The sequence below is a fragment of the Enterobacter sp. 198 genome (assembly GCF_009025585.1).
Lineage (GTDB): Bacteria > Pseudomonadota > Gammaproteobacteria > Enterobacterales > Enterobacteriaceae > Enterobacter > Enterobacter ludwigii.
Map to the genome: position 1 here is coordinate 452,169 of NZ_WCIM01000030.1, position 26,605 is coordinate 478,773.

Consider the following 26,605-nt stretch of genomic DNA (forward strand, 5'->3'; position numbering starts at 1 on the left):
TTTGACGCTCCGGCGTCGTCCTTCCTTAACATCCAGGTTAATCAGGTCGCTAAATTTATGACTGATAAGTCTCATCAGTGCGTCATTATAGGCATCGCCGGCGCATCGGCTTCAGGTAAAAGTCTTATTGCCAGTACGCTTTACCGCGAACTGCGTGAACAAGTTGGTGATGAGCATATCGGCGTCATTCCCGAAGACAGCTATTACAAAGATCAATCCCATCTGTCGATGGAAGAACGCGTAAAAACTAACTATGACCATCCTAATGCGATGGATCACAGCTTACTGTTCCAGCATTTAGAAGCACTTAAAAGCGGCCAGGCAATTGAACTTCCCGTCTATAGTTATGTAGAACATACCCGTACGCAGGAAACGATCCGTATCGAACCGAAGAAGGTCATTATCCTTGAAGGTATTTTGCTTCTGACCGACTCCCGTCTGCGTGAATCAATGAACTTCTCGATTTTCGTCGATACGCCGCTGGATATCTGCCTGATGCGCCGCATTAAGCGTGACGTCAATGAGCGTGGACGTTCGATGGACTCCGTGATGGCGCAATACCAGAAAACTGTCCGCCCGATGTTCCTGCAATTCATTGAACCATCCAAGCAATACGCCGATATCATCGTGCCTCGCGGCGGTAAAAACCGCATAGCCATTGATATCTTAAAAGCGAAAATCAGCCAGTTTTTTGAATAAGCCGCGCGAATTGTGTACCGTTCAGGGATAACCTGGTTTTGCCCTGAGTCTTTATGGCTTCAGGGTACGATGCATGAAAGGAGAAAGTGCGATGCGTCTTTGTGATCGCGATATTGAAGCCTGGCTGGATGAAGGCCGTCTGTCTATTACACCACGTCCACCCGTGGAGCGTATCAATGGTGTAACTGTTGATGTGCGTCTGGGAAATAAATTCCGCACCTTTAGCGGCCATACCGCACCGTTCATCGACCTTAGCGGGCCGAAGGATGAAGTCAGCGCCGCACTTGATCGCGTGATGAGTGATGAAATCGTTATTGACGAGGGCGAAGCCTTTTATCTGCATCCGGGTGAACTGGCGCTGGCGGTGACCTATGAATCCGTGACGCTGCCTGCGGACCTGGTCGGCTGGCTCGATGGCCGTTCTTCTCTGGCGCGACTGGGGCTGATGGTTCACGTGACCGCGCACCGTATCGATCCAGGCTGGTCGGGCCGTATCGTGCTCGAGTTCTTCAATGCCGGTAAACTGCCTCTGGCACTGCGTCCGGGGATGATGATCGGTGCGCTGAGTTTTGAACCGCTAACCGGTCCGGCAGATCGTCCTTATAACCGCCGTCAGGACGCTAAATATCGCGACCAGCAGGGTGCGGTCGCGAGCCGTATTGATAAAGACTGATCGTTAGTCCACTGAGGATGCTATGAGAAGAGTTCTGACAACGCTGATGATTTTGCTGGTGGTTCTGGTTGCTGGCCTTTCGGCGTTAGTCCTGCTTGTTAACCCTAATGATTTCCGTGCTTACATGGTGCGGCAGGTCGAAGCGCGTAGTGGTTATCAACTGAAGCTTGATGGGCCGCTGCGCTGGCACGTCTGGCCGCAACTCAGCATTCTCTCAGGCCGCATGTCGTTAACCGCGCCGGGTGCCTCCCAGCCGCTGGTCTCTGCCGATAACATGCGTCTTGATGTGGCGTTGATCCCGCTCTTTTCACACCAGTTGCAGGTCGACCAGGTGATGCTGAAAGGGGCGGTGATTCAGCTGACGCCGCAAACTGAAGCCGTGCGTGACTCGGATGCGCCGGTCGCCCCGCGGGAAAATACGCTGCCCGACGAGCCGACGGATACGGGCTGGTCATTTGATATAGCCAAACTGAAAGTCGCCGACAGCGTGCTGGTTTTCCAGCATGAGTCCGACGAGCAGGTAACCGTCCGTAACATCAACCTGAAGATGGAGCAGGACGCTCACCATATTGCCTCGCTGGAGTTTAGCGGAAGGCTGAACCGCGATCAGCGCGATCTGAATCTGTCGCTGAACGCCAACGTGAATGCCTCAGATTACCCCCATCAGCTCACGGCGGATATTCAGCAGCTGAACTGGCAACTGACGGGAGCCGATCTTCCTGCCCAGGGGATCACCGGTCAGGGAACGCTGCAGGCCGTGTGGCGCGAAGAGCAAAAACAGCTTGAGCTGGATAACCTCAATCTGCAGGCGAACGACAGCAGTCTGACAGGGCAGGCGAGCGTCACGCTTGAGGAGAAGCCGAAGTGGGTAATGAATCTGCAGTTTGACAAGCTCAATCTGGAGAACTTACTTCCGCCTCAGCCAGCGGGTGCAACCGACGGGAACGCCGCTCAGAATGGGCAAAGCCAGCCGTCCAAGCCGCGTCCGGTCATCTCCTCGAGTCTTGATCAGCCAGACTATAACGGTCTGCGTGGATTCACGGCTGATATCTTACTGAAAGCTAACAGCCTGCGCTGGCGCGGTATCGATTTTACCGACGTGAGCAGCCAGATGTTTAACCATAACGGTTTGCTGGTGATCTCCGAACTGAGCGGCAAAATGGGCGCCGGACATCTTTCTCTGCCGGGCACGCTGGACGTGCGTAAAGAGACGGCCAGCGCCGAATTCCAGCCGCGTCTCGACAACGTTGAGATTGGTACCATCCTTAAAGCCTTTAATTACCCGATCTCCTTAACGGGCCAATTGACGCTGGCGGGTGACTTCTCGGGGACGAAGATTGATGCTGAGGCTTTCCGCCGCGAATGGCAGGGGCAGGCTCATCTTGACCTGAAAGATTCCCGTATGGAAGGGCTTAACTTCCAGCAGCTGGTGCAGCAGGCGGTGGAGCGCAGCAGTGATGTTAAAGCCCAGGAAAACTACGACAGCGCAACGCGCCTCGACAGCTTTACCACTGACCTGACGCTGGACAACGGGCAGCTCACTCTCGACGGAATGCAGGGGACCTCTTCACTCCTGTCGTTAACCGGTGAAGGTAAGCTGGATCTGGTGAAAGAGACGGCGGATACCCGATTTAACGTGCGGGTACTTTCCGGCTGGCAGGGTGAAAGTAAACTGATCGACTTCCTTAAAGAGACGCCGGTTCCACTCACTGTCTATGGCAAATGGCAGGCGCTGAATTACAGCCTTCAGGTGGATCAGATCCTGCGCAAACATCTGCAGGACGAAGCGAAACGTCGTCTGAACGACTGGGCGGATCGGAATAAAGATTCTCAGTCAGGGAAGGATGTGAAGAAGCTGTTAGATAAGCTTTGATGCCCGAGCGCCCGGTAGCGCACATGCTACCGGGCAAAACAACTCACTAAACCTCATAGTCCAGTTCTTCTTCATCCCGCAGTGGAATGAGCTGCACCTTCTGTACACGGTGGCTCTCAACCTGCAACGTTTTAAGCAGATAGTCGCCCACCTGAACCTCTTCTCCCGGTTGCGGGATACGCTGCAAATATTCCATCAGCAGACCGGCAATAGTGTGATACTCGCGTTTTTCATCAAGCGGTAGCGGCACATATTGCACCAGGTCTTCCAGCGGCATATGGCCGTTCGCCGTCCACGACCCGTCGGCATTTTTCTGGATGTCGTGGCGCGCATCAATCTCATCCACCTCGTTGGGCAAATTACCGGCGATGGTTTCCATGACGTCGCTGAGCGTGACCAGTCCTTCAACGGAACCGAATTCATCCACCACAAAGGCAAAGTGAGTGCGCGCGTTACGAAACTGCTCAAGGGCAGAAAGCAGCTGCAGTCCTTCAGGGAAGACCAGCGGCTGGCGTACCAGGGCACGCAGATTAAGTGCTTCACCGTGCAGCTGCTGTTGCAGCAGGTCGATGACGTGCACCACGCCGAGCAACTCCTCTTCCTCTTCACCGCCGGTGACAACCACGCGGGTGTGCTGGTTTTTATCCAGCAGGGCGCGAATGTGCTCCTCCGGTGCCGTCAGGTCGATATGCTCGATGTCATGCCGTGATGTCATGATGCTGCTGACCGTCCGCTGATTCAGATTGAGCACCCGCTCAATCATCAGTCGTTCCTGCGGATTAAAGATCAGCCCGTCACTGTGATCGGCAAGCATCGCGGCGGATTCCGCATCCAGTTCTGCATCCTCTTTTTTCCCGCTCAGCAGGCGCATGACCGTGTCGGCCGTGCGTTGACGTAACGTCTGATTTGCTGAGAGGAAGCGGCGACGGTTGAATATCGCCAGCTGGTTCAGCGCTTCAATCATTACTGAGAAACCAATGGCGGCATACAGATAGCCTTTCGGAATGTGGAATCCAAACCCGTCTGCCACCAGGCTAAAGCCAATCATCAGCAGGAAACTCAGGCAGAGAATAACAATGGTCGGGTGGCTGTTAACGAACCGGGTCAGAGCTTTACTTGCCATCACCATCAGCGTAATGGCAATGATCACTGCGGCCATCATCACGGCCAGGTGGTCAACCATCCCGACGGCGGTGATCACCGAGTCCAGTGAGAAGACGGCGTCCAGCACCACGATTTGCGCCACCACAGGCCAGAATTTTGCCCCGCGTCGCTGGGTCGGGTTTTCACTGTCTTTGCCTTCGAGCCGCTCATTAAGTTCAACCGTCGCTTTAAACAGCAGGAACAACCCACCGAAGAGCATGATCAGGTCACGGGCGCTGAAGCTCAGGCCGTGAACGGAGAACAGAGGCTGTGTCAGCGTGACCAGCCAGGAGATAGAGGCCAGCAGCAGCAACCGCATCACCATCGCCAAAAGCAGGCCCGTTACGCGAGCGCGGTCACGCTGAGAAGGGGGCAGTTTTTCGGCGAGGATGGCGATAAAGACCAGATTATCAATACCGAGCACCAATTCGATGACAACCAGCGTCACCAGTCCGGCCCAGATTGATGGATCGGCAATCCATTCCATAGTAATAGCAATACCTTCTGTTATATGACGAATGTCACACTTCGATCATGGATAAAGCGGCGGGAAATTGCAATGCCGGGCTGAGATTTCTCTTAATAAGGCCGAACAAAAAGAGAGCATTACGCTGGCGCTGTAAATAAGGTAATTACGTATATTTTATTACGCACAGTACATTTTAGGATATATCGCAATTAATGGTTTTTATTGTTGCTTTGTCAATATAAAGAAAATCCTAAAAGGTCAAAACTTTGCTCTTAATATTAATCTTAAAAACAGTTATTAGGACAGTTGTCTCCTTGCCTGCTATTAGGTTAGCTGCAACAATTCCTCCAGCATCAAATGTTAAATCTCCTTGTTGCTATTATTGTTTCGGTCTTCAGGAATGGTTATTGATTATCCGTCGGGCGTTTTTGCGGCTGATATATTTCCAGAAGACCTTGTTCAAGAGGGTGTCTATCCATAACACATTGTTTAGTCAGTGGATTGGTAACTGAAAGCCAAGGGCGGTAGCGTGCCTGAAAGCGTGTGAATCAGCCTCGATTATTCTGTCAATAGCCAATGGATGAATAAGCTTTTTTTAGGACTGATGCCAGTTATATTTCTATTTGATTAACTGCATGCTGAAACCCAATACGACCCGGCTTATTTTAAATTGCACAGGATAATTACTCTGCCAAAGTGATAAATAATCAATGATGAAATCCAAAATGAAATTGATGCCATTATTGGTGTCTGTGACCTTGATGAGTGGTTGTACGGTCTTTCCCGGCAGCAATATGTCAACAATGGGTAAGGATGTGATCAAGCAGCAGGATGCCGATTTTGATCTCGACAAAATGGTGAATGTTTATCCACTCACGCCACGTCTGGTCGAACAATTACGTCCACGTCCGAATGTTGCTCAGCCAAATATGTCTCTGGATCAGGAGATTGCCTCCTACCAGTACCGCGTGGGGCCGGGTGATGTCATCAACGTCACCGTCTGGGACCACCCTGAACTGACCACACCAGCGGGCCAGTACCGTAGCTCAAGCGACACCGGTAACTGGGTACAGTCAGACGGCACCATGTTCTATCCCTATATTGGCAAGGTACACGTTGCCGGGAAAACGCTCGCCGAAATCCGCAGTGATATTACCGGCCGCTTAGCGCAGTACATCGCCGATCCGCAGGTGGACGTTAATATCGCCGCATTCCGCTCGCAAAAAGCCTATATCTCCGGACAGGTGAATAAATCCGGTCAACAGGCCATCACCAACGTACCGCTGACCGTTCTGGATGCCATTAACGCCGCCGGCGGTTTAACCGACGGTGCCGACTGGCGCAACGTGGTTCTGACACACAACGGCAAAGAGCAGCGCATTTCGCTGCAGGCGCTGATGCAAAACGGTGACCTGACTCAGAACCGTCTGCTCTATCCGGGCGACATTCTCTACGTACCGCGCAATGACGATCTGAAAGTGTTCGTGATGGGCGAAGTTAAGAAACAGAGCACCCTCAAAATGGACTTCAGCGGCATGACCCTGACCGAAGCGCTGGGTAATGCAGAGGGTATTGATCTGACCACCTCCAACGCCACCGGTATCTTCGTGATCCGTCCGCTGAAAGGTGAGGGCAGTGTGAAAGGCAAGATTGCCAACATCTACCAGCTGGATATGTCCGATGCGACGTCTCTGGTGATGGCAACGGAGTTCCGTCTCCAGCCATACGATGTGGTGTATGTCACCACCGCACCGGTTGCCCGCTGGAACCGTCTGATCAACCAGTTGCTGCCAACCATCAGTGGCGTTCGCTACATGACGGATACGGCGCGCGACATTCATACCTGGTAATCCGCGATGTTTAACAAAATTCTGGTGGTATGCGTGGGGAACATTTGCCGTTCCCCCACGGCTGAACGGCTGCTGAAACTCTACCAGCCCGAACTGACCGTTGAATCCGCAGGGCTGGGTGCGCTGGTCGGTAAAGGTGCCGATGAGCGCGCAACGAGCGTGGCCCGCGATCATAACCTTTCTCTCGACGGGCACATCGCCCGTCAGGTCACCGGCCGTATGTGCCGGGAGTATGACCTGATCCTGACGATGGAAAAACGCCATATCCATGCGCTGTGTGATATCGCACCGGAGATGCGCGGCAAGGTGATGCTGTTTGGTCACTGGGACAATGAACGCGAAATCCCCGATCCATATCGCAAAAGCCATGAGGCCTTCGAGGCGGTATACACCTTACTTGACCAGTCTGCCCGTCAGTGGGCGCAGGCACTGAAAGCTCAGCAGGGATAACAATGACAGAAAAAACAAAACCTTCTGCCGCCCCGACTTCGGGCAGTGATGAAATCGATATTGGTCGCCTGGTCGGCACCGTCGTAGAGGCAAAGTGGTGGGTGCTTGGGATCACCGCCGTGTTTGCCGCGGCGGCCGTCGTCTATACGCTGTTTGCGACGCCCATCTACAGTGCCGATGCGCTGGTGCAGATTGAGCAGAATACCGGTAACTCGCTGGTGCAGGACATTGGCTCCGCACTGGCGAACAAACCGCCGGCCTCCGATGCGGAAATTCAGCTGATCCAGTCGCGCCTGGTTCTGGGTAAAACCGTTCACGACCTCGGCCTTGATATCTCCGTCACCAAAAATACCTTCCCGATCTTTGGTGCCGGCTGGGACCGTCTGATGGGACGCAGCAACGACACGGTCAAAGTGACTGACTTTGTGCTGCCAAAAGGAAGCGCGGATCAGACCTTTACCCTGACGGTGTTAGGCCCAAAACAGTACCAGTTAACCAGCGATGCGGGCTTTAGCGCGCGCGGTGAGGTGGGGCAGATGCTGACGAAACAGGGTGTCAGCATGATGGTCAGCGCGATCCACGCCCAGGAGGGCGGTGAATTTACCGTGACCAAATTCTCCACGCTGGGAATGATTAACAATCTGCAGAACAACCTGACCGTCACCGAAAACGGCAAGGACACCGGTGTCCTGAGCATGACCTTTACCGGTGAAGATAAGGATCAGATCCGCGACATCCTCAACAGCATCACCCGTAACTATCTTGAGCAGAACGTTGAGCGTAAATCGGCTGAAGCAGCGAAAAGCCTGGCATTCCTCGCTAAACAGCTTCCGGAAGTCCGCGCCCGTCTGGATGATGCCGAGAACAAGCTTAACGCCTATCGTCAGGATAAAGACTCTGTCGACCTGCCGCTGGAAGCGAAATCCGTTCTCGACTCGATGGTTAACATTGATGCGCAGCTTAACGAGCTGACCTTCAAAGAGGCGGAAATTTCCAAGCTTTATACCAAGCGTCACCCGGCTTACCGTACGCTGCTCGAGAAACGCCGCACGCTGGAAGAAGAGAAAGCGAAACTCAACGACCGCGTCACTGCGATGCCTAAAACGCAGCAGGAAATCGTACGTCTGACCCGCGATGTGGAATCCGGACAGCAGGTGTACATGCAGCTGCTGAATAAACAGCAGGAGCTGAAAATCACCGAAGCCAGTACCGTTGGTGATGTGCGCATCGTTGACCCGGCCATCACCCAGCCTGGGGTGCTGAAGCCGAAGAAAGCCCTCATCATTCTCGGCAGCATTATTCTGGGTCTTATCCTCTCCATCGTTGGCGTGCTGCTTCGCTCGCTGTTCAACCGTGGAATCGAAAGCCCGCAGGCACTGGAAGAGAGCGGTATCAACGTCTACGCCAGCATCCCGCTGTCGGAGTGGCAAAAATCGCGTGACAGCGTCAAAACCACCAAAGGCGTTAAGCGTTACAAACAAAGTCAGCTGCTGGCAGTGGGTAACCCAACCGATCTGGCCATCGAAGCGATTCGTAGTCTGCGTACCAGTCTGCACTTCGCCATGATGCAGGCCAAAAACAATGTTCTGATGCTGACCGGTGTCAGCCCGTCAATTGGTAAGACCTTTGTCTGTGCCAACCTGGCGGCGGTGGTGAGCCAGACCAATAAACGGGTGCTGCTGATCGACTGTGATATGCGTAAGGGCTATACCCACGAACTGCTGGGTACCAATAACGTCAACGGGCTGTCGGAAATCCTGCTGGGCAAAGGTGAGATTAGCCAGAGTGCAAAACCGACGACGGTGCCGAAGTTTGACCTTATTCCGCGTGGTCAGGTGCCGCCGAATCCATCAGAGCTGCTGATGAGTGAACGTTTTAGCGAGCTGGTGGAGTGGGCGAGCAAAAACTATGACCTGGTGTTGATTGATACCCCACCAATTCTGGCGGTGACCGATGCCGCCATTGTGGGCCGCCATGCCGGCACCACGCTGATGGTGGCGCGTTACGCGGTGAACACGCTGAAGGAAGTGGAAACCAGCCTGAGCCGCTTCGAGCAAAACGGAATTGAAGTGAAAGGGGTGATCCTGAACTCCATCTTCCGTCGTGCGACCGGTTACCAGGACTACGGTTACTACGAGTACGAATACAAGTCTGACAGTCACTAATCGTTAGCTTTCGGGGAAGACCATGACTACACAACGCCCTTTAGTTTCTATTTATATGCCGACATGGAATCGTCAGCAGCTGGCGATCCGCGCAATAAAATCTGTGCTGCGACAGGATTACGATAACTGGGAACTGATCATCGTTGATGACTGTTCTTCCTCGTACGAACAGCTGCAAAAGTTTGTGACTGACCTTAACGACCCGCGCGTGGTTTACACGCACAACGAGATTAACTCCGGTGCGTGCGCGGTGCGTAACCAGGCGATTATGCAGGCTAAAGGCCAGTATCTGACCGGCATCGACGACGATGACGAATGGACGCCGAACCGTCTGTCGATCTTCCTGTCGCACAAAGCACAGCTGGTGACGCATGCGTTTTTGTATGCCAACGACTATGTCTGTCAGGGTGAAGTTTACTCGCAGCCTGCCAGCCTGCCGTTGTATCCGAAATCGCCTTACTCACGCCGCCTGTTCTATAAACGCAACATCATTGGTAATCAGGTCTTTACCTGGGCGTGGCGCTTTAAGGAGTGCCTGTTCGATACCGAGCTGAAGGCTGCGCAGGATTACGACATCTTCCTGCGCATGGTGATGGAGTATGGCGAGCCGTGGAAGGTGGAAGAGGCGACGCAGATCCTGCATATCAATCACGGGGAGATGCAAATCACCTCGTCGCCGAAGAAATTCTCTGGTTACTTCCACTTTTACCGCAAGCACAAGGACAAGTTCGACCGTGCCAGCCGGAAGTATCAGCTGTTTACCCTCTATCAGATCCGCAATAAGCGCATGAACTGGCGCACGTTGCTCACGTTGTTGTCCGTGCGTAACGGCAAGCGTCTGGCTGATGGACTTCGGGGGAAATAATGTTTCTGGAAGATTGCCGCGCTAACAGCTGGAGCCTGCGCCCGTGCTGCATGGTTCTGGCGTACCGCATCGCGCATTTTTGCTCGGTGTGGCGCAAGAAAAATGTTTTAAACAATCTCTGGGCAGCACCGGTGCTGGTGCTGTACCGCATCATTACTGAATGTTTTTTTGGTTATGAAATTCAGGCCGCTGCCACCATTGGTCGCCGTTTTACCATTCATCACGGTTATGCCGTGGTGATCAACAAATTCGTTGTAGCCGGTGATGATTTCACTATTCGCCACGCGGTCACCATCGGTAACCGTGGGCCCGACAGCCTGGCCTGCCCGGTGATTGGCAATAACGTCGAGCTGGGCGCGAACGTGGTCATCATTGGCGACATCACGATTGGTAACAACGTCACGATAGGCGCAGGGAGCGTGGTGCTGGACAGTATTCCGGATAACGCGCTGGTGGTGGGTGAGAAAGCCCGCGTGAAGGTGATCAAATGAACATTCTGCAATTTAACGTCCGTCTCGCAGAGGGCGGGGCGGCCGGTGTGGCGTTGGATCTTCATCAGCGCGCGCTGCAAAAAGGACTTCAGTCTCGTTTTATTTACGGTTATGGCAAAGGCGGTAAGAAAAGCGTCAGCCACGATAACTACCCGCAGGTGCATAAGCACACGCCGCGCCTGACTTCCGTGGCCAACATTGCCTTGTTCCGCCTGTTTAACCGCGATCTGTTTGGCAATCTTAATACCCTTTATCGCACCGTGACGCGCTCCCAGGGGCCGGTTGTACTGCATTTCCATGTGCTTCACAGCTACTGGCTGAACCTGGAAGAGGTGGTGGCGTTTTGCCAGAAGGTGCAGGCCCACAAACCGGATACCCGCTTCGTCTGGACGCTGCACGATCACTGGAGCGTGACCGGTCGCTGCGCCTTTACCGACGGGTGTGAAGGCTGGAAAAGCAACTGCCAGAAGTGCCCGACGCTGAGCAACTACCCGCCGGTGAAAGTGGATCGTGCCCATCAGCTGGTGGCCGGAAAGCGCCAGCTGTTCCGCGACATGCTCTCGCTCGGCTGTACGTTCATCTCCCCAAGCCAGCACGTGGCCGATGCCTTTAACAGTCTGTATGGGGCAGGGCGCTGTCAGATCATCAATAACGGTATCGACGTGGCGACGGAAGCGATTCTGGCCGAACTTACCCCGGTTGCAGAAACCCCGGGTAAACCAAAAATCGCTATCGTTGCGCATGACCTGCGTTACGACGGCAAAACCAATCAGCAGCTGGTGCGCGACATGATGGCGCTGGGTGACAAGATTGAACTGCACACCTTCGGCAAGTTCTCGCCGTTCGAAGGGGCTAACGTGGTGAATCACGGGTTTGAAACAGACAAGCGCAAACTGATGAGCGCCCTCAATGGGATGGATGCGCTGGTATTCAGTTCGCGCGTGGATAACTACCCGCTGATCCTGTGCGAAGCGCTCTCCATCGGTGTGCCGGTGATTGCCACCCACAGCGATGCGGCACGTGAAGTGCTGGAAAAATCGGGCGGGACCACGTTTGCGGAGCATGAGGTGCTGCCTCTGGTGCAACTGCCGAAGGCGCAGATCGCGCAGGCCGTTTTTGGTACCGACCTGGAATCGTTCCGCAACCGCAGCCGCAAGGCCTACAGTGGACAACAGATGCTGGAGGAATATGTCTCGTTCTATCAGAGTCTGTAGTTATCTGCTGCTGCCGCTGATTTACCTGCTGGTCAACGTCAAAATTGCCCAGCTTGGCGAAAGCTTCCCGATAACCATAGTGACCTTCTTGCCCGTTCTGCTTCTGCTGTATGTCGACAAAATCAACCTCAAGAAGCTGATGATGGCCTTAGGGCTGGGCGTGGGTCTGACGCTATTTAACTACATCTTTGGTCAGTCTCTGGATGCCAGTAAATACGTCACCTCCACCATGCTGTTTGTTTATATCGTCATTATTATTGGCATGGTCTGGAGTATTCGTTTCAAGGTTATTTCGCCACACAATTATCGGAAAATCCTTAGGTTCTTTTATATTGCCGTTGCGTTAATTGTTATGCTTGCTGCACTGGAAATGGCGCAAATTATTTTGACCGGTGGCAGTAGCCTGATGGAGATAATTTCGAAATATCTCATTTACAGTAACAGCTATGTATTGAACTTCATCAAGTTTGGCGGAAAGCGTACGACAGCCCTCTATTTTGAACCGGCGTTTTTTGCTCTGGCACTAATCTCAATTTGGCTCAGCATCAAACAGTTTGGTATCAAAACCCCTAAGACCGATGCTATGATTCTTGCAGGAATTGTTCTGTCAGGATCGTTCTCAGGGGTAATGACATTTATCCTGTTTTACCTGCTGGAGTGGGCGTTCCAGTACCTGAACAAAGATGCGATTAAGAAAAAACTGCCGCTGGCGATTATCTCTCTGACAGTATTTATGGTTGGCGTGATATTTGCCTTCCCATACATCTCAGAACGCCTGGGAGATTTGGGAACCGAAGGCTCGTCATCCTATTATCGTATCATTGGTCCACTGGTGATGGTGGGTTATTCCTTAACCCATATCGATGGTGTAGTAAGATTCGGCTCACTTTACGAATATGTTGCATCATTCGGAATCTTTAACGGTGCGGATGTCGGTAAAACCATAGACAATGGCCTGTATCTGTTAATTATCTATTTTTCGTGGTTCGCCGTACTGTTGACACTGTGGTATCTGTTTAAAGTTTTCAAAATGATGATTAACGCGTTTGGTGATAACCAGAACTTTCGCGTGCAGCTTTATCTGTTTACACCGGTGTCGTTGTTTTTTACCGGGTCAATATTTAGCCCGGAATATGCTTTCTTGATTGTCTGTCCGTTTATTCTGCGCAAAGCGCTTAATATTACGAACGTATGACGAAATGAGGTGATTTATGTTTCTTAGCGTCATTACTGTCGCTTTTCGTAATTACGAAGGGGTGGTAAAAACCTGGCGCTCGCTGCGCAACCTGGCGCGCGATCCAAGCCTCACCTTTGAGTGGATTGTGGTCGATGGCGGCTCGAACGATGGTACGGCGGAGTTTCTGGAAAAACTCAACGGTGAGTTCAACTTACGTTTCATCAGCGAGAAAGATAAAGGCATCTACGATGCGATGAATAAAGGCATCGACATGGCGCAAGGCCGTTATGCCATCTTCCTGAATTCCGGTGACGTATTCCATGAGGATGTGGCGTTATTTGCCCGTCAGCTGGCGCGCCAGAAAGAGGATGCGATGTACATTGGCGACGCGCTGCTCGATTTTGGCGATGGCCATAAAGTTTGCCGCAGTGCGAAACCCGGCTGGTATATCTACCACAGTTTGCCTGCCAGCCATCAGGCCATTTTCTTCCCGGTAAAAGGTCTGAAAAAACAGCCTTACGATCTGCAGTATAAAGTTTCTTCAGATTATGCGCTGACCGCCAGCCTGTATAAATCAGGTTACCCGTTCCGTCGAATTAAAGGGCTGGTATCTGAATTTTCAATGGGCGGCGTGTCAACGTCTAATAATCTGGAACTGTGCCAGGATGCCAGAAATGTGCAGCGTAAAATATTAGGCGTGCCGGGGTTCTGGGCGGAATTATCTTATTTATTACGTCTGCGTACCACGGGTAAAACGAAAACCTTATATAACAAAGCCTGAATATAAGGAAACGTAATGCAGGATCTTAAAGGTTTCTCCGTGCCGAAAGGCTTTCGGGGCGGGAGCGGTATTAAAGTGCAGTTGTGGTGGGCAGTACAGGCCACCTTATTTGCCTGGTCACCGCAAATACTTTACCGCTGGCGAGCTTTTTTATTGCGTCTGTTTGGCGCAAAAATCGGAAAAAACGTAGTCATTCGCCCGTCGGTAAAAATTACCTACCCGTGGAAATTAACGCTTGGGGATTATGCGTGGGTAGGGGATGACGCGGTGTTATATACCCTTGGCGATATTACGATTGGTGCAAATTCGGTGGTTTCACAGAAGTGCTATTTGTGCACCGGCAGTCACGATTTTATGAGTCAGCATTTTGATATTACTGCCACTCCGATTGTGATTGGCGAAAAATGCTGGCTGGCGACAGATGTTTTTGTTGCACCTGGTGTTTCTGTTGGCGATGGCACGGTAGTCGGTGCCCGCAGCAGCGTTTTTAAATCGCTACCGGCAAATAAAATTTGCCGTGGCAACCCCGCAGTGGTGATACGCGAACGCGTTGAAACTGATTAAATTCATAAGTAGAGGAATATAAACATGTCTAAAGTCGCTCTCATCACCGGCGTTACCGGACAGGATGGTTCTTACCTGGCAGAACTGCTGCTGGAAAAAGGTTATGAAGTACACGGTATTAAGCGTCGTGCTTCTTCATTCAACACCGAACGTGTGGATCACATTTATCAGGATCCTCATGCGGCGAACCCGAAATTCCATCTGCACTACGGCGACCTGACCGATACTTCCAACCTGACCCGTATTCTGCAGGAAGTGCAGCCGGATGAAGTGTACAACCTGGGCGCGATGAGCCACGTTGCAGTCTCCTTCGAATCTCCGGAATACACCGCTGACGTTGACGCAATGGGTACGCTGCGTCTGCTGGAAGCGATTCGCTTCCTCGGCCTTGAGAAGAAAACCCGTTTCTACCAGGCATCCACCTCTGAGCTGTACGGTCTGGTGCAGGAAATTCCTCAGAAAGAGACTACCCCGTTCTACCCACGTTCTCCGTACGCCGTGGCGAAACTGTACGCGTACTGGATCACCGTGAACTACCGTGAATCCTACGGCATGTATGCCTGTAACGGCATTCTGTTCAACCACGAATCCCCACGTCGCGGTGAAACATTCGTTACCCGTAAAATCACCCGCGCTATCGCTAACATCGCACAGGGTCTGGAATCTTGCCTGCACCTCGGCAACATGGATTCCCTGCGTGACTGGGGCCATGCCAAAGACTACGTAAAAATGCAGTGGATGATGCTGCAGCAGGAAAAACCAGAAGACTTCGTTATCGCAACCGGCGTGCAGTACTCCGTACGTCAGTTCGTTGAGATGGCTGCCGCTCAGCTGGGTATCAAACTGCGCTTCGAAGGTACCGGCGTGGAAGAGAAAGGCATCGTGGTTTCCGTAACCGGCCATGACGCACCGGGCGTGAAACCGGGCGACGTGATTGTACAGGTTGACCCACGTTACTTCCGTCCTGCTGAAGTGGAAACCCTGCTGGGCGACCCAACCAAAGCACACGAAACACTGGGCTGGAAACCAGAAACGACTCTGCAGGAGATGGTTTCCGAGATGGTTGCCAAAGATCTTGAAGCAGCGAAAAAACACTCCCTGCTCAAGTCTCATGGCTACGAGGTTGCCATCGCGCTGGAGTCCTGAGAATGACAAAACAACGTATTTTTGTCGCGGGTCATCGCGGAATGGTGGGTTCCGCGATTGTTCGCCAGCTTGAACAGCGCGGTGATGTCGATGTGATTGTCCGTACCCGTGACGAGCTGAACCTGCTCGACAGCAAAGCGGTACAGGACTTCTTCGCCAGTGAACGTATTGACCAGGTGTATCTGGCGGCGGCGAAAGTGGGCGGCATTGTTGCCAACAACACGTATCCGGCGGATTTCATCTACGAGAACATGATGATTGAGAGCAACATCATTCACGCAGCGCATCTGCACAACGTGAATAAGCTGTTGTTCCTCGGCTCATCCTGTATCTACCCGAAAATGGCGAAGCAGCCGATCGCTGAGAGCGAACTGCTGCAGGGCACGCTGGAAGCAACCAACGAGCCGTATGCGATTGCCAAGATTGCCGGGATCAAGCTGTGCGAATCCTACAACCGTCAGTATAACCGCGACTATCGTTCGGTGATGCCGACCAACCTGTACGGACCGCATGACAACTTCCACCCGAGCAATTCGCACGTGATCCCGGCGCTGCTGCGTCGTTTCCACGAGGCAACGGCCGAAAATGCACCGGATGTGGTGGTGTGGGGCAGCGGTACGCCAATGCGTGAATTCCTGCATGTGGATGATATGGCGGCTGCCAGCATTCACGTAATGGAGCTGGATCGTGAGGTGTGGCAGGAAAACACCGAACCGATGCTGTCGCACATTAACGTCGGTACTGGCGTGGATTGCACCATTCGCGAGCTGGCGCAAACCATCGCGCAGGTGGTGGGTTACAAAGGCCGCGTGGTCTTTGACGCCACCAAACCGGACGGCACGCCGCGCAAACTGCTGGACGTGACCCGTCTGCATCAGCTGGGCTGGTATCACGAGGTATCACTGGAGCAGGGGCTGGCAAGCACCTACCAGTGGTTCCTTGAAAACCAGCACCGCTTCCGGGGGTAATGATGTTTTTAAGTCAGGAAGATTTTGCCACGGTAGTGCGTTCCACTCCGCTCATCTCAATTGATTTGGTGGTGGAGAACGAACGCGGCGAGTTCTTGCTGGGAAAACGAACCAACCGTCCTGCACAGGGCTTTTGGTTCGTGCCCGGCGGGCGCGTGCAGAAGGATGAGACGCTGGAAAATGCTTTTGAGCGTCTCACTCTGGCGGAACTGGGCCTGCAACTGCCGATGGCGGCAGGCCAGTTTTACGGGGTCTGGCAGCACTTCTATGACGATAACTTTTCGGGCACCGGTTTCACCACGCACTATGTGGTGCTCGGTTTTCGCCTGAAGGTGAGTGAGGCAGACCTGCGTCTGCCTGATTCTCAGCATGACGACTACCGCTGGCAGACGCCAGAGGCGTTGCTGGCCAGTGACAATGTGCATGACAACAGTCGTGCCTATTTCCTGGCCGATCGTCAGTCCGGAGTGCCGGGCTTATGAAAATTCTGGTGTACGGAATCAACTATTCGCCGGAGTTAACCGGCATCGGTAAATACACCGGCGAAATGGTCGAGTGGATGGCGAGCCAGGGACATGACGTGCGGGTCATTACCGCGCCGCCATACTACCCGGAATGGAAAGTAGGTGAGCGCTATTCAGGCTGGCGCTACCGTCGCGAAGAGGGTGCCGCGACCGTCTGGCGTTGCCCGCTGTACGTGCCGAAACAGCCCTCAACGCTGAAGCGGTTACTTCATCTGGGCAGCTTTGCCCTGAGCAGTTTCTTCCCGCTGATGGCGCAACGTCGCTGGAAGCCGGATCGCATTATCGGTGTGGTGCCAACGCTGTTCTGCACCCCAGGCATGCGCCTGCTGGGCAAACTCTCCGGCGCGCGCACGCTGCTTCACATTCAGGATTATGAAGTGGACGCCATGCTCGGCCTGGGAATGGCAGGTAAAGGTAAGAGCGGGAAGGTGGCGAAACTCGCCAGCGCCTTCGAGCGCAGCGGCCTGCATAACGTGGATTATGTCTCGACCATCTCGCGCTCAATGATGAACAAAGCGCAGGAGAAGGGCGTACCGGCGGAAAAAGTGATCTTTTTCCCCAACTGGTCTGAAGTGGCGCGTTTTCGCGACGTGACAGACAGTGACGCTCAGGCGCTACGCGCTCAGCTCGGTTTGCCTGACGACCAAAAAATCATTCTTTACTCAGGCAACATCGGTGAGAAGCAGGGGCTGGAGAGCGTCATCGACGCCGCACAGCAACTGAGCCATCAACCCTGGATGTTTGTCATCGTCGGGCAGGGCGGCGGAAAAGCGCGACTGGAAAAAATGGCCAACGACCGCGGCCTGACGAACGTGAAATTTTTCCCGCTTCAGTCTTACGAGGCACTGCCTGCGTTGCTGAAGATGGGCGACTGCCATCTGGTGGTACAAAAGCGCGGCGCGGCAGACGCGGTGCTGCCGTCCAAGCTGACCAACATTCTGGCAGTGGGCGGTAACGCGGTGATCACGGCGGAAGCCGAAACAGAATTAGGCCAGCTGTGCGACAGCTATCCGGGGATCGCCGTTTGCGTGGAACCGGAATCGGTCCCGGCGCTGGTCACTGGCATTGAACGGGCACTTGCCATGCCAAAAACGAACACGGTGGCACGTGAATATGCCGAACGCACGCTCGAGAAAGAGAACGTGCTGAGCCAATTTATTGCAGATATACGGGGATAAATCATGAGTCAAACCACTTTGTATCCGGTTGTGATGGCAGGTGGCTCTGGTAGCCGGTTGTGGCCGCTGTCCCGCGTGCTCTATCCAAAACAGTTCCTCTGCCTGAAAGGGGAGCTCACCATGCTGCAGACGACGGTTAACCGCCTGCAGGGTGTGGAGTGTGAAAGCCCGGTGGTGATTTGTAACGAACAACACCGCTTTATTGTCGCCGAGCAGCTGCGCCAGCTGAACAAACTCACAGAAAATATCATTCTGGAGCCTGCCGGACGTAACACCGCCCCCGCGATTGCGCTGGCGGCGCTGGCGGCCAAACGCAGCAGCCCGGATTGCGATCCGCTGATGCTGGTTCTGGCGGCAGACCATGTTATTCAACAGGAAGAGTCGTTCCGCGAGGCGGTACGCGCGGCTATTCCTTACGCCGAAAACGGCAAACTGGTGACTTTCGGCATCGTGCCGGACCTGCCGGAAACCGGCTACGGGTATATTCGTCGTGGCAATGTGACCCCTGGCGAAGGCGACAGCGTAGCGTTTGACGTGGCGCAGTTTGTCGAAAAACCGAATCTGGAAACCGCGCAGGCGTATGTGGCCAGCGGTGAATATTACTGGAACAGCGGGATGTTCCTGTTCCGCGCTGGCCGCTACCTGGAAGAGCTGCGCAAATATCGCCCGGATATTCTGGACGCCTGCGAGAAAGCGATGGCGGTAGTGGATCCGGATCTCGATTTTATCCGTGTTGACGAAGCGTCTTTCCTCGCCTGCCCGGAAGAGTCAATTGACTATGCGGTAATGGAACGCACGGCCGATGCCGTTGTGGTACCGATGGATGCGGGCTGGAGCGATGTTGGTTCCTGGTCCTCCCTGTGGGAGATCAGCGCTCATACCCCGGAGGGTAACGTCCATCACGGTGATGTTATCAGCCACAAAACGGAAAACAGCTATATCTACGCCGAGTCCGGTCTGGTGACCACAGTTGGCGTGAAGGATCTGGTGGTCGTACAGACGAAAGACGCCGTGCTGATTGCTGACCGTAATGCCGTGCAGGACGTTAAAAAAGTGGTGGAGAAGATCAAGGCCGATGGTCGCCATGAACACCATATCCACCGCGAAGTGTATCGTCCGTGGGGCAAATATGACTCCATCGATGCCGGTGAACGTTACCAGGTGAAACGCATCACCGTTAAACCGGGGGAGGGGCTGTCGGTACAGATGCACCACCACCGTGCCGAGCACTGGGTCGTGGTGGCGGGTACCGCCAAAGTCACGATTGATGGCGAAGTGAAACTGCTGGGCGAAAACGAGTCAATCTATATTCCGCTGGGAGCCACGCACTGTCTGGAAAACCCGGGGAAAATTCCTCTCGACTTAATTGAAGTGCGCTCCGGTTCGTACCTGGAAGAAGACGATATTGTCCGTTTCCAGGACCGTTACGGGCGGGTATAGCGCCGTCTCTAAAGCCGGATAGCGTTTCGCGCATCCGGCCTGCGAATGAATAAAAACAAATTTGCCTGTTAATCGGGCGGGCCAACTGTTGCCTGAAAAAGGGGTCATCATGGAAAAATTAACCTGTTTTAAAGCCTACGATATTCGCGGCAAGCTGGGCGAAGAGCTGAATGAAGACATTGCGTGGCGCATTGGCCGCGCATACGGCGAATATCTTAAGCCACAAACGATTGTCCTGGGCGGCGATGTGCGCCTGACCAGTGAGTCCCTGAAGCTGGCGCTGGCAAAAGGGCTACAGGATGCGGGCGTGGACGTGCTGGATATCGGCTTGTCCGGCACCGAAGAGATTTACTTTGCCACCTTCCACCTCGGCGTGGATGGCGGTATCGAAGTGACGGCCAGCCATAACCCAATGGACTACAACGGTATGAAGCTGGTGCGCAAGGGCGCGCGTCCTATCAGCGGCGATACCGGTCTGCGTGACGTGCAGCGTCTCGCCGAAGCTAACGATTTCCCGCCGGTGAATGAAGCGAAACGCGGCAGCTATAAGCAGATCGACCTGCGTAAAGCGTACATCGACCACCTGCTGGGCTACATCAACGTTGCAAACCTGAAACCGCTGAAGCTGGTGATCAACTCCGGTAACGGCGCGGCCGGCCCGGTGGTGGATGCGCTCGAAGCCCGCTTTAAGGCCCTGAACGTGCCGGTAACCTTCGTTAAGGTCCATAACACCCCGGACGGCAACTTCCCGAACGGTATCCCGAACCCGCTGCTGCCGGAGTGCCGCGACGACACCCGTAACGCGGTCATCGAACACGGTGCCGATATGGGTATCGCCTTTGACGGCGATTTCGACCGCTGTTTCCTGTTCGACGAAAAAGGCCAGTTCATCGAAGGCTACTACATTGTCGGTCTGCTGGCGGAAGCGTTCCTCGAGAAGAACCCGGGCGCGAAGATCATTCACGATCCGCGTCTGTCCTGGAACACCGTGGATGTGGTGAACGCCGCGGGCGGCCAGCCGGTGATGTCCAAAACCGGTCATGCCTTCATCAAAGAGCGTATGCGCGAAGAAGACGCCATTTATGGCGGCGAGATGAGCGCCCACCACTATTTCCGTGATTTTGCCTACTGCGACAGCGGGATGATCCCGTGGCTGCTGGTGACCGAGCTGCTGTGTCTGAAAGGGCAGACCCTTGGCGAGCTGGTACGCGACCGCATGGCGGCCTTCCCGGCAAGTGGCGAAATCAACAGCAAACTGGCGCAGCCGGCCGAGGCCATTGCCCGCGTGGAGCAGCATTTTGCCCTCCATGCGCTGGAAATTGACCGTACCGACGGCATCAGCATGGCGTTCCCGCAGTGGCGTTTTAACCTGCGCTCTTCAAATACCGAGCCGGTGGTGCGCCTGAACGTGGAATCCCGCGCGGATACCGCGCTGATGGAAGCGCGAACGAAGGACATTCTGGCGCTGTTGAATCAGTAAATAGCTTTCCCCCTCACCCTGATGTGGGGTGAGGGGGCAGGTGTTGAACTAAAGGAACAACGATGACGAATCTAAAAAAACGCGAACGAGCGAGAACGAATGCATCGTTAATCTCCATGGTGCAGCGTTTTTCTGATATCACCATCATGGTCGGCGGATTATGGGTGGTGAGTTGGGTAAGCGGGCAATCCTTCTTCTACATGCATCTGCTCATGGCGCTGATTGCGCTGGTTGTGTTCCAGATGATCGGGGGGATGACCGACTTCTACCGTTCGTGGCGTGGTGTGAAAATGACCACCGAACTGATGCTGTTGCTGCAGAACTGGACATTAAGCCTGATCTTCAGCGCAGGGCTGGTGGCATTCAGCCATGATTTTGATAATCGCCTGGTGACGTATCTGTGCTGGTACCTGATTACCAGCGTCGGCATGGTGGTATGCCGCACCCTGATCCGTTTTGGTGCCGGCTGGCTGCGTAACCGCGGTTATAACCGTCGCTTTGTCGCCGTGGCGGGGGATTTGCCGGTAGGGAAGGTGCTTCTCGATAGCTTCCGCAAAGAGCCATGGTTAGGTTTTGAAGTGGTCGGGATTTATCACGACGCGAAGCCTGGCGGCGTGCCTTCAGACTGGGCTGGTAATTACGAACAGCTTATTGAGGACGCGAAAGCCGGCAAAATTCATAACGTCTACATCGCGATGCAGATGAAAGATGAATCCCGCATCAAGAAATTGATGCGTGAACTGGCCGATACCACCTGTTCGGTGATCCTGATCCCGGACGTCTTTACCTTTAACATCCTCCACTCCCGTATTGAAGAAGTGAACGGCGTGCCGGTCGTACCGCTGTATGACACCCCGCTGTCGGGTATCAATCGTGTGCTCAAGCGCCTGGAAGATATCGTGCTCTCTTCACTGATCTTACTGCTGATCTCCCCGGTGCTGTGCTGCATTGCCCTGGCGGTGAAGCTGAGCTCCCCGGGCCCGGTTATCTTCCGTCAGACCCGCTACGGCATGGACGGTAAGCCTATCATGGTGTGGAAATTCCGCTCAATGAAGGTGATGGAGAACGACAAGGTCGTAACCCAGGCGACGCAGAACGATCCACGTGTTACGCGGGTGGGGAACTTCCTGCGCCGTACCTCGCTGGATGAGCTGCCGCAGTTTATCAACGTCTTTACCGGTGGCATGTCGATTGTCGGACCCCGTCCCCATGCCGTGGCTCACAACGAACAGTACCGCTCGCTGATTGAAGGCTACATGTTGCGCCATAAAGTGAAGCCAGGCATTACTGGCTGGGCGCAGATCAACGGCTGGCGCGGCGAGACCGACACGCTGGAAAAAATGGAAAAACGCATCGAATTCGACCTGGAGTACATCCGTGAATGGAGCCTCTGGTTCGATATCAAGATCGTCTTTCTGACCATCTTCAAAGGTTTCGTGAACAAAGCGGCGTACTAAGATGAGCTTACGTGAAAAAACCATCAGCGGCGCCAAATGGTCAGCGATGGCGACCATTGTCATCATTGGCCTCGGTCTGGTGCAGATGACGGTGCTGGCGCGCATTATCGATAACCACCAGTTCGGTCTGCTGACCGTCTCGCTGGTGATTATCGCGCTGGCCGATACGTTGTCTGACTTCGGCATTGCTAACTCGATTATCCAGCGCAAAGAGATCAGCCCTCTGGAACTGACCACGCTCTACTGGCTGAACGTTGGGCTGGGGGTGTTCGTTTTCGTGCTGGTGTTTCTGTTGAGCGATACCATCGCCAGCGTGCTGCACAACCCCGATCTGGCACCGCTGATGCGTACGCTCTCGTTTGCTTTTGTGGTGATCCCGCACGGGCAACAGTTCCGCGCGTTGATGCAGAAAGAGCTGGAATTCAACAAGATTGGGATGATCGAGACCAGCGCCGTTCTCGCAGGGTTTACCTTTACCGTGGTCAGCGCCCATTTCTGGCCGCTGGCCATGACCGCTATCCTCGGATATCTGGTTAACTCTGCCGTGCGTACGCTGCTGTTCGGCTACTTTGGCCGCAAGATTTACCGTCCTGGGCTGCATTTCTCTCTCGCTTCGGTGTCATCCAACCTGCGTTTTGGCGCGTGGCTCACCGCCGACAGCATCATCAACTATGTCAACACTAACCTCTCCACGCTGGTGCTGGCACGCATCCTCGGGGCGAGCGTCGCGGGCGGGTACAACCTGGCGTACAACGTCGCGGTAGTACCACCAATGAAGCTCAACCCGATTATCACCCGCGTACTGTTCCCGGCGTTCGCCAAAATTCAGGACGACACCGAGAAGCTGCGCGTCAATTTTTACAAGCTGCTCTCTGTGGTGGGCATTATCAATTTCCCGGTTTTGCTGGGGCTGATGGTTGTCTCGAGCAACTTCGTGCCGCTGGTGTTTGGCGAGAAGTGGAACAGCATTATCCCGGTCCTGCAGCTGCTGTGCGTGGTGGGGCTGCTGCGATCCGTTGGCAACCCGATTGGCTCATTGCTGATGGCTAAAGCGCGGGTTGATATCAGCTTCAAATTCAACGTGTTTAAAACGTTCCTGTTTATTCCGGCGATTATCGTCGGTGGACATATGGCCGGCGCCATTGGGGTCACGCTTGGTTTTCTGCTGGTGCAGATCATCAACACCGTTCTGAGCTACTTCGTGATGATCAAGCCGGTGCTGGGCTCCAGCTACCGGCAGTACATTCTGAGCCTGTGGCTGCCGTTTTATCTGTCACTGCCTACCCTTGCGGTGAGCTATGGCCTGGGCATCGTGCTCACTGGCCATCTGCCGCTCGCGGCCATGCTGGCAATACAGGTCGCAGCAGGTGCACTGGCGTTTGGCGTGATGATTGTGCTGTCACGTAATGCGCTGGTGGTGGAGATGAAGCGCCAGTTTTGCCGTAACGAAAAAATGAAAACGCTGCTTCGCGCAGGCTAGTTATTTAAGAGGCCATTATGAAATTACTTATTCTTGGCAACCATACCTGCGGCAACCGTGGCGACAGCGCCATTCTGCGCGGTTTATTGGATGCGATTAACACCCTTAAGCCTGAGACTGAAGTGGACGTGATGAGCCGTTATCCGGTCAGCTCTTCCTGGTTATTGAACCGCCCGGTAATGGGCGACCCGCTCTACAGCCAGATGAAGCAGCACAACAACGCTGCCGGCGTGATGGGACGCGTGAAGAAAGTTCTGCGCCGTCGCTATCAGCACCAGGTGTTGCTGTCCCGTGTAACTGATACCGGCAAGCTGCGTAACATCGCCATTGCTCAGGGCTTCACGGATTTCGTTCGACTGCTGTCGGGCTACGACGCCATTATTCAGGTCGGCGGATCGTTCTTCGTCGATCTTTACGGTGTGCCGCAGTTTGAGCACGCACTTTGCACATTCATGGCGAAAAAACCGCTGTTTATGATTGGTCACAGCGTCGGGCCGTTCCAGGATCCGCAGTTTAACCAGCTGGCAAACTATGTCTTCGGCCACTGCGATGCCCTGATCCTGCGTGAGTCGGTAAGCCTCGATATGATGAAACGCAGCGAGATTGACACTTCGAAAGTGGAACACGGGGTGGACACCGCCTGGCTGGTGGATCATCAGGACGACAGTTTCCAGGCGAGCTACGCAGTGCAGCACTGGCTGGACGTGGCGGCGAAACAGAAAACGGTCGCCATCACCCTGCGCGAACTTGCACCGTTTGATAAACGTTTAGGCACCACCCAGGCGGCGTATGAGAAAGCGTTTGCTGACGTGGTTAACCGCGTGCTGGACAGCGGATACCAGGTGCTGGCGCTTTCAACCTGTACCGGCATCGACAGCTATAACAAAGATGACCGCATGGTGGCGCTGAACCTGCGCAACCTGGTAAACGATCCGTCCCGTTATCACGTAGTAATGGACGAACTGAACGACCTCGAGATGGGCAAATTGCTCTCAGCCTGTGACCTCACCGTGGGCACGCGTCTGCACTCGGCGATCATTTCGATGAACTTTGGCACGCCGGCCATTGCGATTAACTACGAGCACAAGTCAGCCGGTATTATGCAGCAGCTTGGCATGCCTGAAATGGCCGTTGATATTCGTCATCTACTGGATGGTTCGCTTGGCGCGATGGTGGGCGATACCCTGGGGCAATTGCCTGCCATCAATGAACGCCTGGCCGTCGCGGTGAAAGCCGAGCGCGAGAAGGGAATTGGGATGGTGAAATCGGTGCTCGACCGCGTCCGGGAGGGGAAATGAAGGTTGGTTTCTTCTTACTGAAATTTCCGCTGTCGTCTGAAACCTTTGTGCTGAACCAAATCACCGCGTTTATCGATATGGGATACGACGTGGAGATCATCGCCCTGCAAAAGGGCGATACACAAAATACCCATGCGGCGTATACGCAGTATGGACTGGAGGCGAAAACCCGCTGGCTGCAGGACGAGCCCTCTGGAAGAGTAAATAAGCTGCGCCACCGGGCCAGCCAGACCTTACGCGGGATCCATCGTGCGTCGACCTGGCGCGCGCTGAATGTTTCCCGCTATGGCGCGGAATCGCGCAACCTGATCCTTTCTGCCATTTGTGGTCAAACGGCGCAGCCGTACCGCGCCGATGTGTTTATTGCTCACTTTGGCCCGGCGGGCGTGACCGCCGCCAAACTGCGTGAGCTGGGGGTGATTGACGGTAAGATTGCGACCATCTTCCACGGTATCGACATCTCCAGCCGCGAGGTATTGAACCACTACACGCCGGAGTATCAGCAGCTTTTCCGCCGTGGCGACATGATGCTGCCCATCAGCGACCTGTGGGCCGGGCGTCTGAAAAACATGGGCTGTCCGCAGGAAAAAATCACCGTTTCGCGTATGGGCGTGGATTTAGAGCGCTTTACCCGCCGCCCGGTCAAGGTGCCGGGAAAACCGCTGCAGATAATCTCTGTTGCGCGTCTGACGGAGAAAAAAGGTCTGCACGTCGCCATCGAAGCCTGCCGCCAGCTGCGAGCGCGCGGCGTGGATTTCCGCTATCGCATTCTCGGTATTGGCCCGTGGGAGCGTCGTCTTCGCACGCTTATCGAACAGTATCAGCTGGAAGATTACGTGGAGATGCCAGGTTTTAAGCCAAGCCACGAGGTGAAGGCCATGCTGGATGAGGCGGATGTATTCCTGCTGCCTTCCGTGACCGGCGCCGATGGCGATATGGAGGGGATCCCGGTTGCGTTAATGGAGGCGATGGCCGTCGGTATTCCGGTGGTGTCGACCCTGCACAGCGGGATCCCGGAGTTAATCAAGTCTGATTACTCCGGCTGGCTGGTACCGGAGAATAATGCGATGGCCCTTGCGGATCGTTTAGCCGAATTTAGCGGCATCGACCAACAGGCGCTGGAGCCCGTTATCCACAACGCCCGACAAAAAGTTGAAGCAGATTTTAACCAGCAGGTGATTAATCGCCAGTTAGCGAGCCTGCTGCAAACGTTGTAACGC

The 26,605-nt window shown here is 54.2% G+C and carries 23 protein-coding genes; 22 read left to right on the forward strand and 1 reads right to left on the reverse strand.

Annotated features, from left to right (window positions below; genetic code table 11):
* Positions 1 to 57: 57 nt before the first annotated feature.
* The 3 genes from udk to asmA all read left to right on the forward strand — a co-directional run bounded on the left by udk (position 58) and on the right by asmA (position 3,245).
* Entirely contained in the window at positions 58 to 699 is a 642-nt protein-coding gene (gene udk, locus F8561_RS20295) for a uridine kinase (protein WP_020883256.1), read from the forward strand.
* A gap of 91 nt (positions 700 to 790) precedes the next feature.
* Positions 791 to 1,372 (forward strand): dCTP deaminase, encoded by a 582-nt coding sequence (gene dcd, locus F8561_RS20300; RefSeq protein WP_020883257.1) that lies wholly within the window; start codon positions 791 to 793, stop codon positions 1,370 to 1,372.
* A 22-nt stretch (positions 1,373 to 1,394) separates the two neighbouring features.
* Positions 1,395 to 3,245, forward strand: coding sequence for an outer membrane assembly protein AsmA (asmA, locus tag F8561_RS20305; protein WP_032680627.1), 1,851 nt, complete (start codon positions 1,395 to 1,397; stop codon positions 3,243 to 3,245).
* Positions 3,246 to 3,291: 46 nt separating this feature from the next.
* Here the strand turns inward: asmA and F8561_RS20310 are convergent, their stop codons facing one another.
* The gene (locus F8561_RS20310) at positions 3,292 to 4,875 is read right to left on the reverse strand and encodes a TerC family protein (protein ID WP_020883259.1); all 1,584 of its coding nucleotides are present in this window, start codon (positions 4,873 to 4,875) and stop codon (positions 3,292 to 3,294) included.
* A gap of 692 nt (positions 4,876 to 5,567) precedes the next feature.
* Here F8561_RS20310 and F8561_RS20315 point away from each other — a divergent pair.
* From F8561_RS20315 to wcaL, 19 genes are all read left to right on the forward strand, one after another.
* Positions 5,568 to 6,707: a polysaccharide export protein gene (locus F8561_RS20315; protein ID WP_151887836.1), complete on the forward strand. Its 1,140-nt coding sequence runs from the start codon at positions 5,568 to 5,570 to the stop codon at positions 6,705 to 6,707.
* 6 nt (positions 6,708 to 6,713) lie between these two features.
* The gene (wzb, locus tag F8561_RS20320) at positions 6,714 to 7,157 is read left to right on the forward strand and encodes a low molecular weight protein-tyrosine-phosphatase Wzb (protein ID WP_014170828.1); all 444 of its coding nucleotides are present in this window, start codon (positions 6,714 to 6,716) and stop codon (positions 7,155 to 7,157) included.
* Positions 7,158 to 7,159: 2 nt separating this feature from the next.
* The gene (gene wzc / locus F8561_RS20325) at positions 7,160 to 9,322 is read left to right on the forward strand and encodes a tyrosine-protein kinase Wzc (RefSeq protein ID WP_020883260.1); all 2,163 of its coding nucleotides are present in this window, start codon (positions 7,160 to 7,162) and stop codon (positions 9,320 to 9,322) included.
* Positions 9,323 to 9,344: 22 nt separating this feature from the next.
* A complete protein-coding gene (wcaA, locus tag F8561_RS20330) occupies positions 9,345 to 10,187 on the forward strand; it encodes a colanic acid biosynthesis glycosyltransferase WcaA (RefSeq protein WP_014170826.1) in 843 nt (280 codons plus the stop codon).
* Positions 10,187 to 10,678, forward strand: coding sequence for a colanic acid biosynthesis acetyltransferase WcaB (gene wcaB / locus F8561_RS20335; RefSeq protein ID WP_014170825.1), 492 nt, complete (start codon positions 10,187 to 10,189; stop codon positions 10,676 to 10,678). The genes wcaA and wcaB overlap by 1 nt, the downstream gene beginning before the upstream one ends.
* Positions 10,675 to 11,892 carry a colanic acid biosynthesis glycosyltransferase WcaC gene (gene wcaC / locus F8561_RS20340; protein ID WP_014170823.1) on the forward strand — a complete coding sequence of 406 codons (1,218 nt, stop codon included), beginning with the start codon at positions 10,675 to 10,677 and terminating at the stop codon, positions 11,890 to 11,892. The genes wcaB and wcaC overlap by 4 nt, the downstream gene beginning before the upstream one ends.
* On the forward strand, positions 11,867 to 13,087 hold the full coding sequence (wcaD, locus tag F8561_RS20345) for a colanic acid polymerase WcaD (protein WP_020883262.1): 1,221 nt from the start codon (positions 11,867 to 11,869) through the stop codon (positions 13,085 to 13,087). Before wcaC ends, wcaD begins: the two co-directional genes overlap by 26 nt.
* A gap of 16 nt (positions 13,088 to 13,103) precedes the next feature.
* Positions 13,104 to 13,850 (forward strand): colanic acid biosynthesis glycosyltransferase WcaE, encoded by a 747-nt coding sequence (gene wcaE, locus F8561_RS20350; RefSeq protein ID WP_014170821.1) that lies wholly within the window; start codon positions 13,104 to 13,106, stop codon positions 13,848 to 13,850.
* A gap of 15 nt (positions 13,851 to 13,865) precedes the next feature.
* Positions 13,866 to 14,414 carry a colanic acid biosynthesis acetyltransferase WcaF gene (gene wcaF, locus F8561_RS20355; RefSeq protein WP_020883264.1) on the forward strand — a complete coding sequence of 183 codons (549 nt, stop codon included), beginning with the start codon at positions 13,866 to 13,868 and terminating at the stop codon, positions 14,412 to 14,414.
* 24 nt (positions 14,415 to 14,438) lie between these two features.
* On the forward strand, positions 14,439 to 15,560 hold the full coding sequence (gene gmd, locus F8561_RS20360) for a GDP-mannose 4,6-dehydratase (protein ID WP_014170819.1): 1,122 nt from the start codon (positions 14,439 to 14,441) through the stop codon (positions 15,558 to 15,560).
* A gap of 2 nt (positions 15,561 to 15,562) precedes the next feature.
* Positions 15,563 to 16,528, forward strand: a complete 966-nt coding sequence (fcl, locus tag F8561_RS20365; RefSeq protein WP_014170818.1) for a GDP-L-fucose synthase — start codon at positions 15,563 to 15,565, stop codon at positions 16,526 to 16,528.
* 2 nt (positions 16,529 to 16,530) lie between these two features.
* Positions 16,531 to 17,010 (forward strand): GDP-mannose mannosyl hydrolase, encoded by a 480-nt coding sequence (locus F8561_RS20370; RefSeq protein ID WP_072126435.1) that lies wholly within the window; start codon positions 16,531 to 16,533, stop codon positions 17,008 to 17,010.
* Positions 17,007 to 18,230, forward strand: a complete 1,224-nt coding sequence (gene wcaI, locus F8561_RS20375) for a colanic acid biosynthesis fucosyltransferase WcaI (protein ID WP_032678531.1) — start codon at positions 17,007 to 17,009, stop codon at positions 18,228 to 18,230. Before F8561_RS20370 ends, wcaI begins: the two co-directional genes overlap by 4 nt.
* 3 nt (positions 18,231 to 18,233) lie before the next feature.
* On the forward strand, positions 18,234 to 19,670 hold the full coding sequence (cpsB, locus tag F8561_RS20380) for a mannose-1-phosphate guanyltransferase (RefSeq protein WP_113656053.1): 1,437 nt from the start codon (positions 18,234 to 18,236) through the stop codon (positions 19,668 to 19,670).
* Between the two features lie 109 nt (positions 19,671 to 19,779).
* On the forward strand, positions 19,780 to 21,150 hold the full coding sequence (gene cpsG / locus F8561_RS20385) for a colanic acid biosynthesis phosphomannomutase CpsG (RefSeq protein ID WP_032680630.1): 1,371 nt from the start codon (positions 19,780 to 19,782) through the stop codon (positions 21,148 to 21,150).
* 62 nt (positions 21,151 to 21,212) lie between these two features.
* Positions 21,213 to 22,607: an undecaprenyl-phosphate glucose phosphotransferase gene (wcaJ, locus tag F8561_RS20390; protein WP_014170813.1), complete on the forward strand. Its 1,395-nt coding sequence runs from the start codon at positions 21,213 to 21,215 to the stop codon at positions 22,605 to 22,607.
* A 1-nt stretch (position 22,608) separates the two neighbouring features.
* Entirely contained in the window at positions 22,609 to 24,087 is a 1,479-nt protein-coding gene (gene wzxC / locus F8561_RS20395; RefSeq protein WP_151887837.1) for a colanic acid undecaprenyl disphosphate flippase WzxC, read from the forward strand.
* Positions 24,088 to 24,104: 17 nt separating this feature from the next.
* Positions 24,105 to 25,385 carry a colanic acid biosynthesis pyruvyl transferase WcaK gene (wcaK, locus tag F8561_RS20400; protein WP_024908095.1) on the forward strand — a complete coding sequence of 427 codons (1,281 nt, stop codon included), beginning with the start codon at positions 24,105 to 24,107 and terminating at the stop codon, positions 25,383 to 25,385.
* Entirely contained in the window at positions 25,382 to 26,602 is a 1,221-nt protein-coding gene (gene wcaL / locus F8561_RS20405; RefSeq protein WP_014170810.1) for a colanic acid biosynthesis glycosyltransferase WcaL, read from the forward strand. Before wcaK ends, wcaL begins: the two co-directional genes overlap by 4 nt.
* Positions 26,603 to 26,605: the final 3 nt, after the last annotated feature.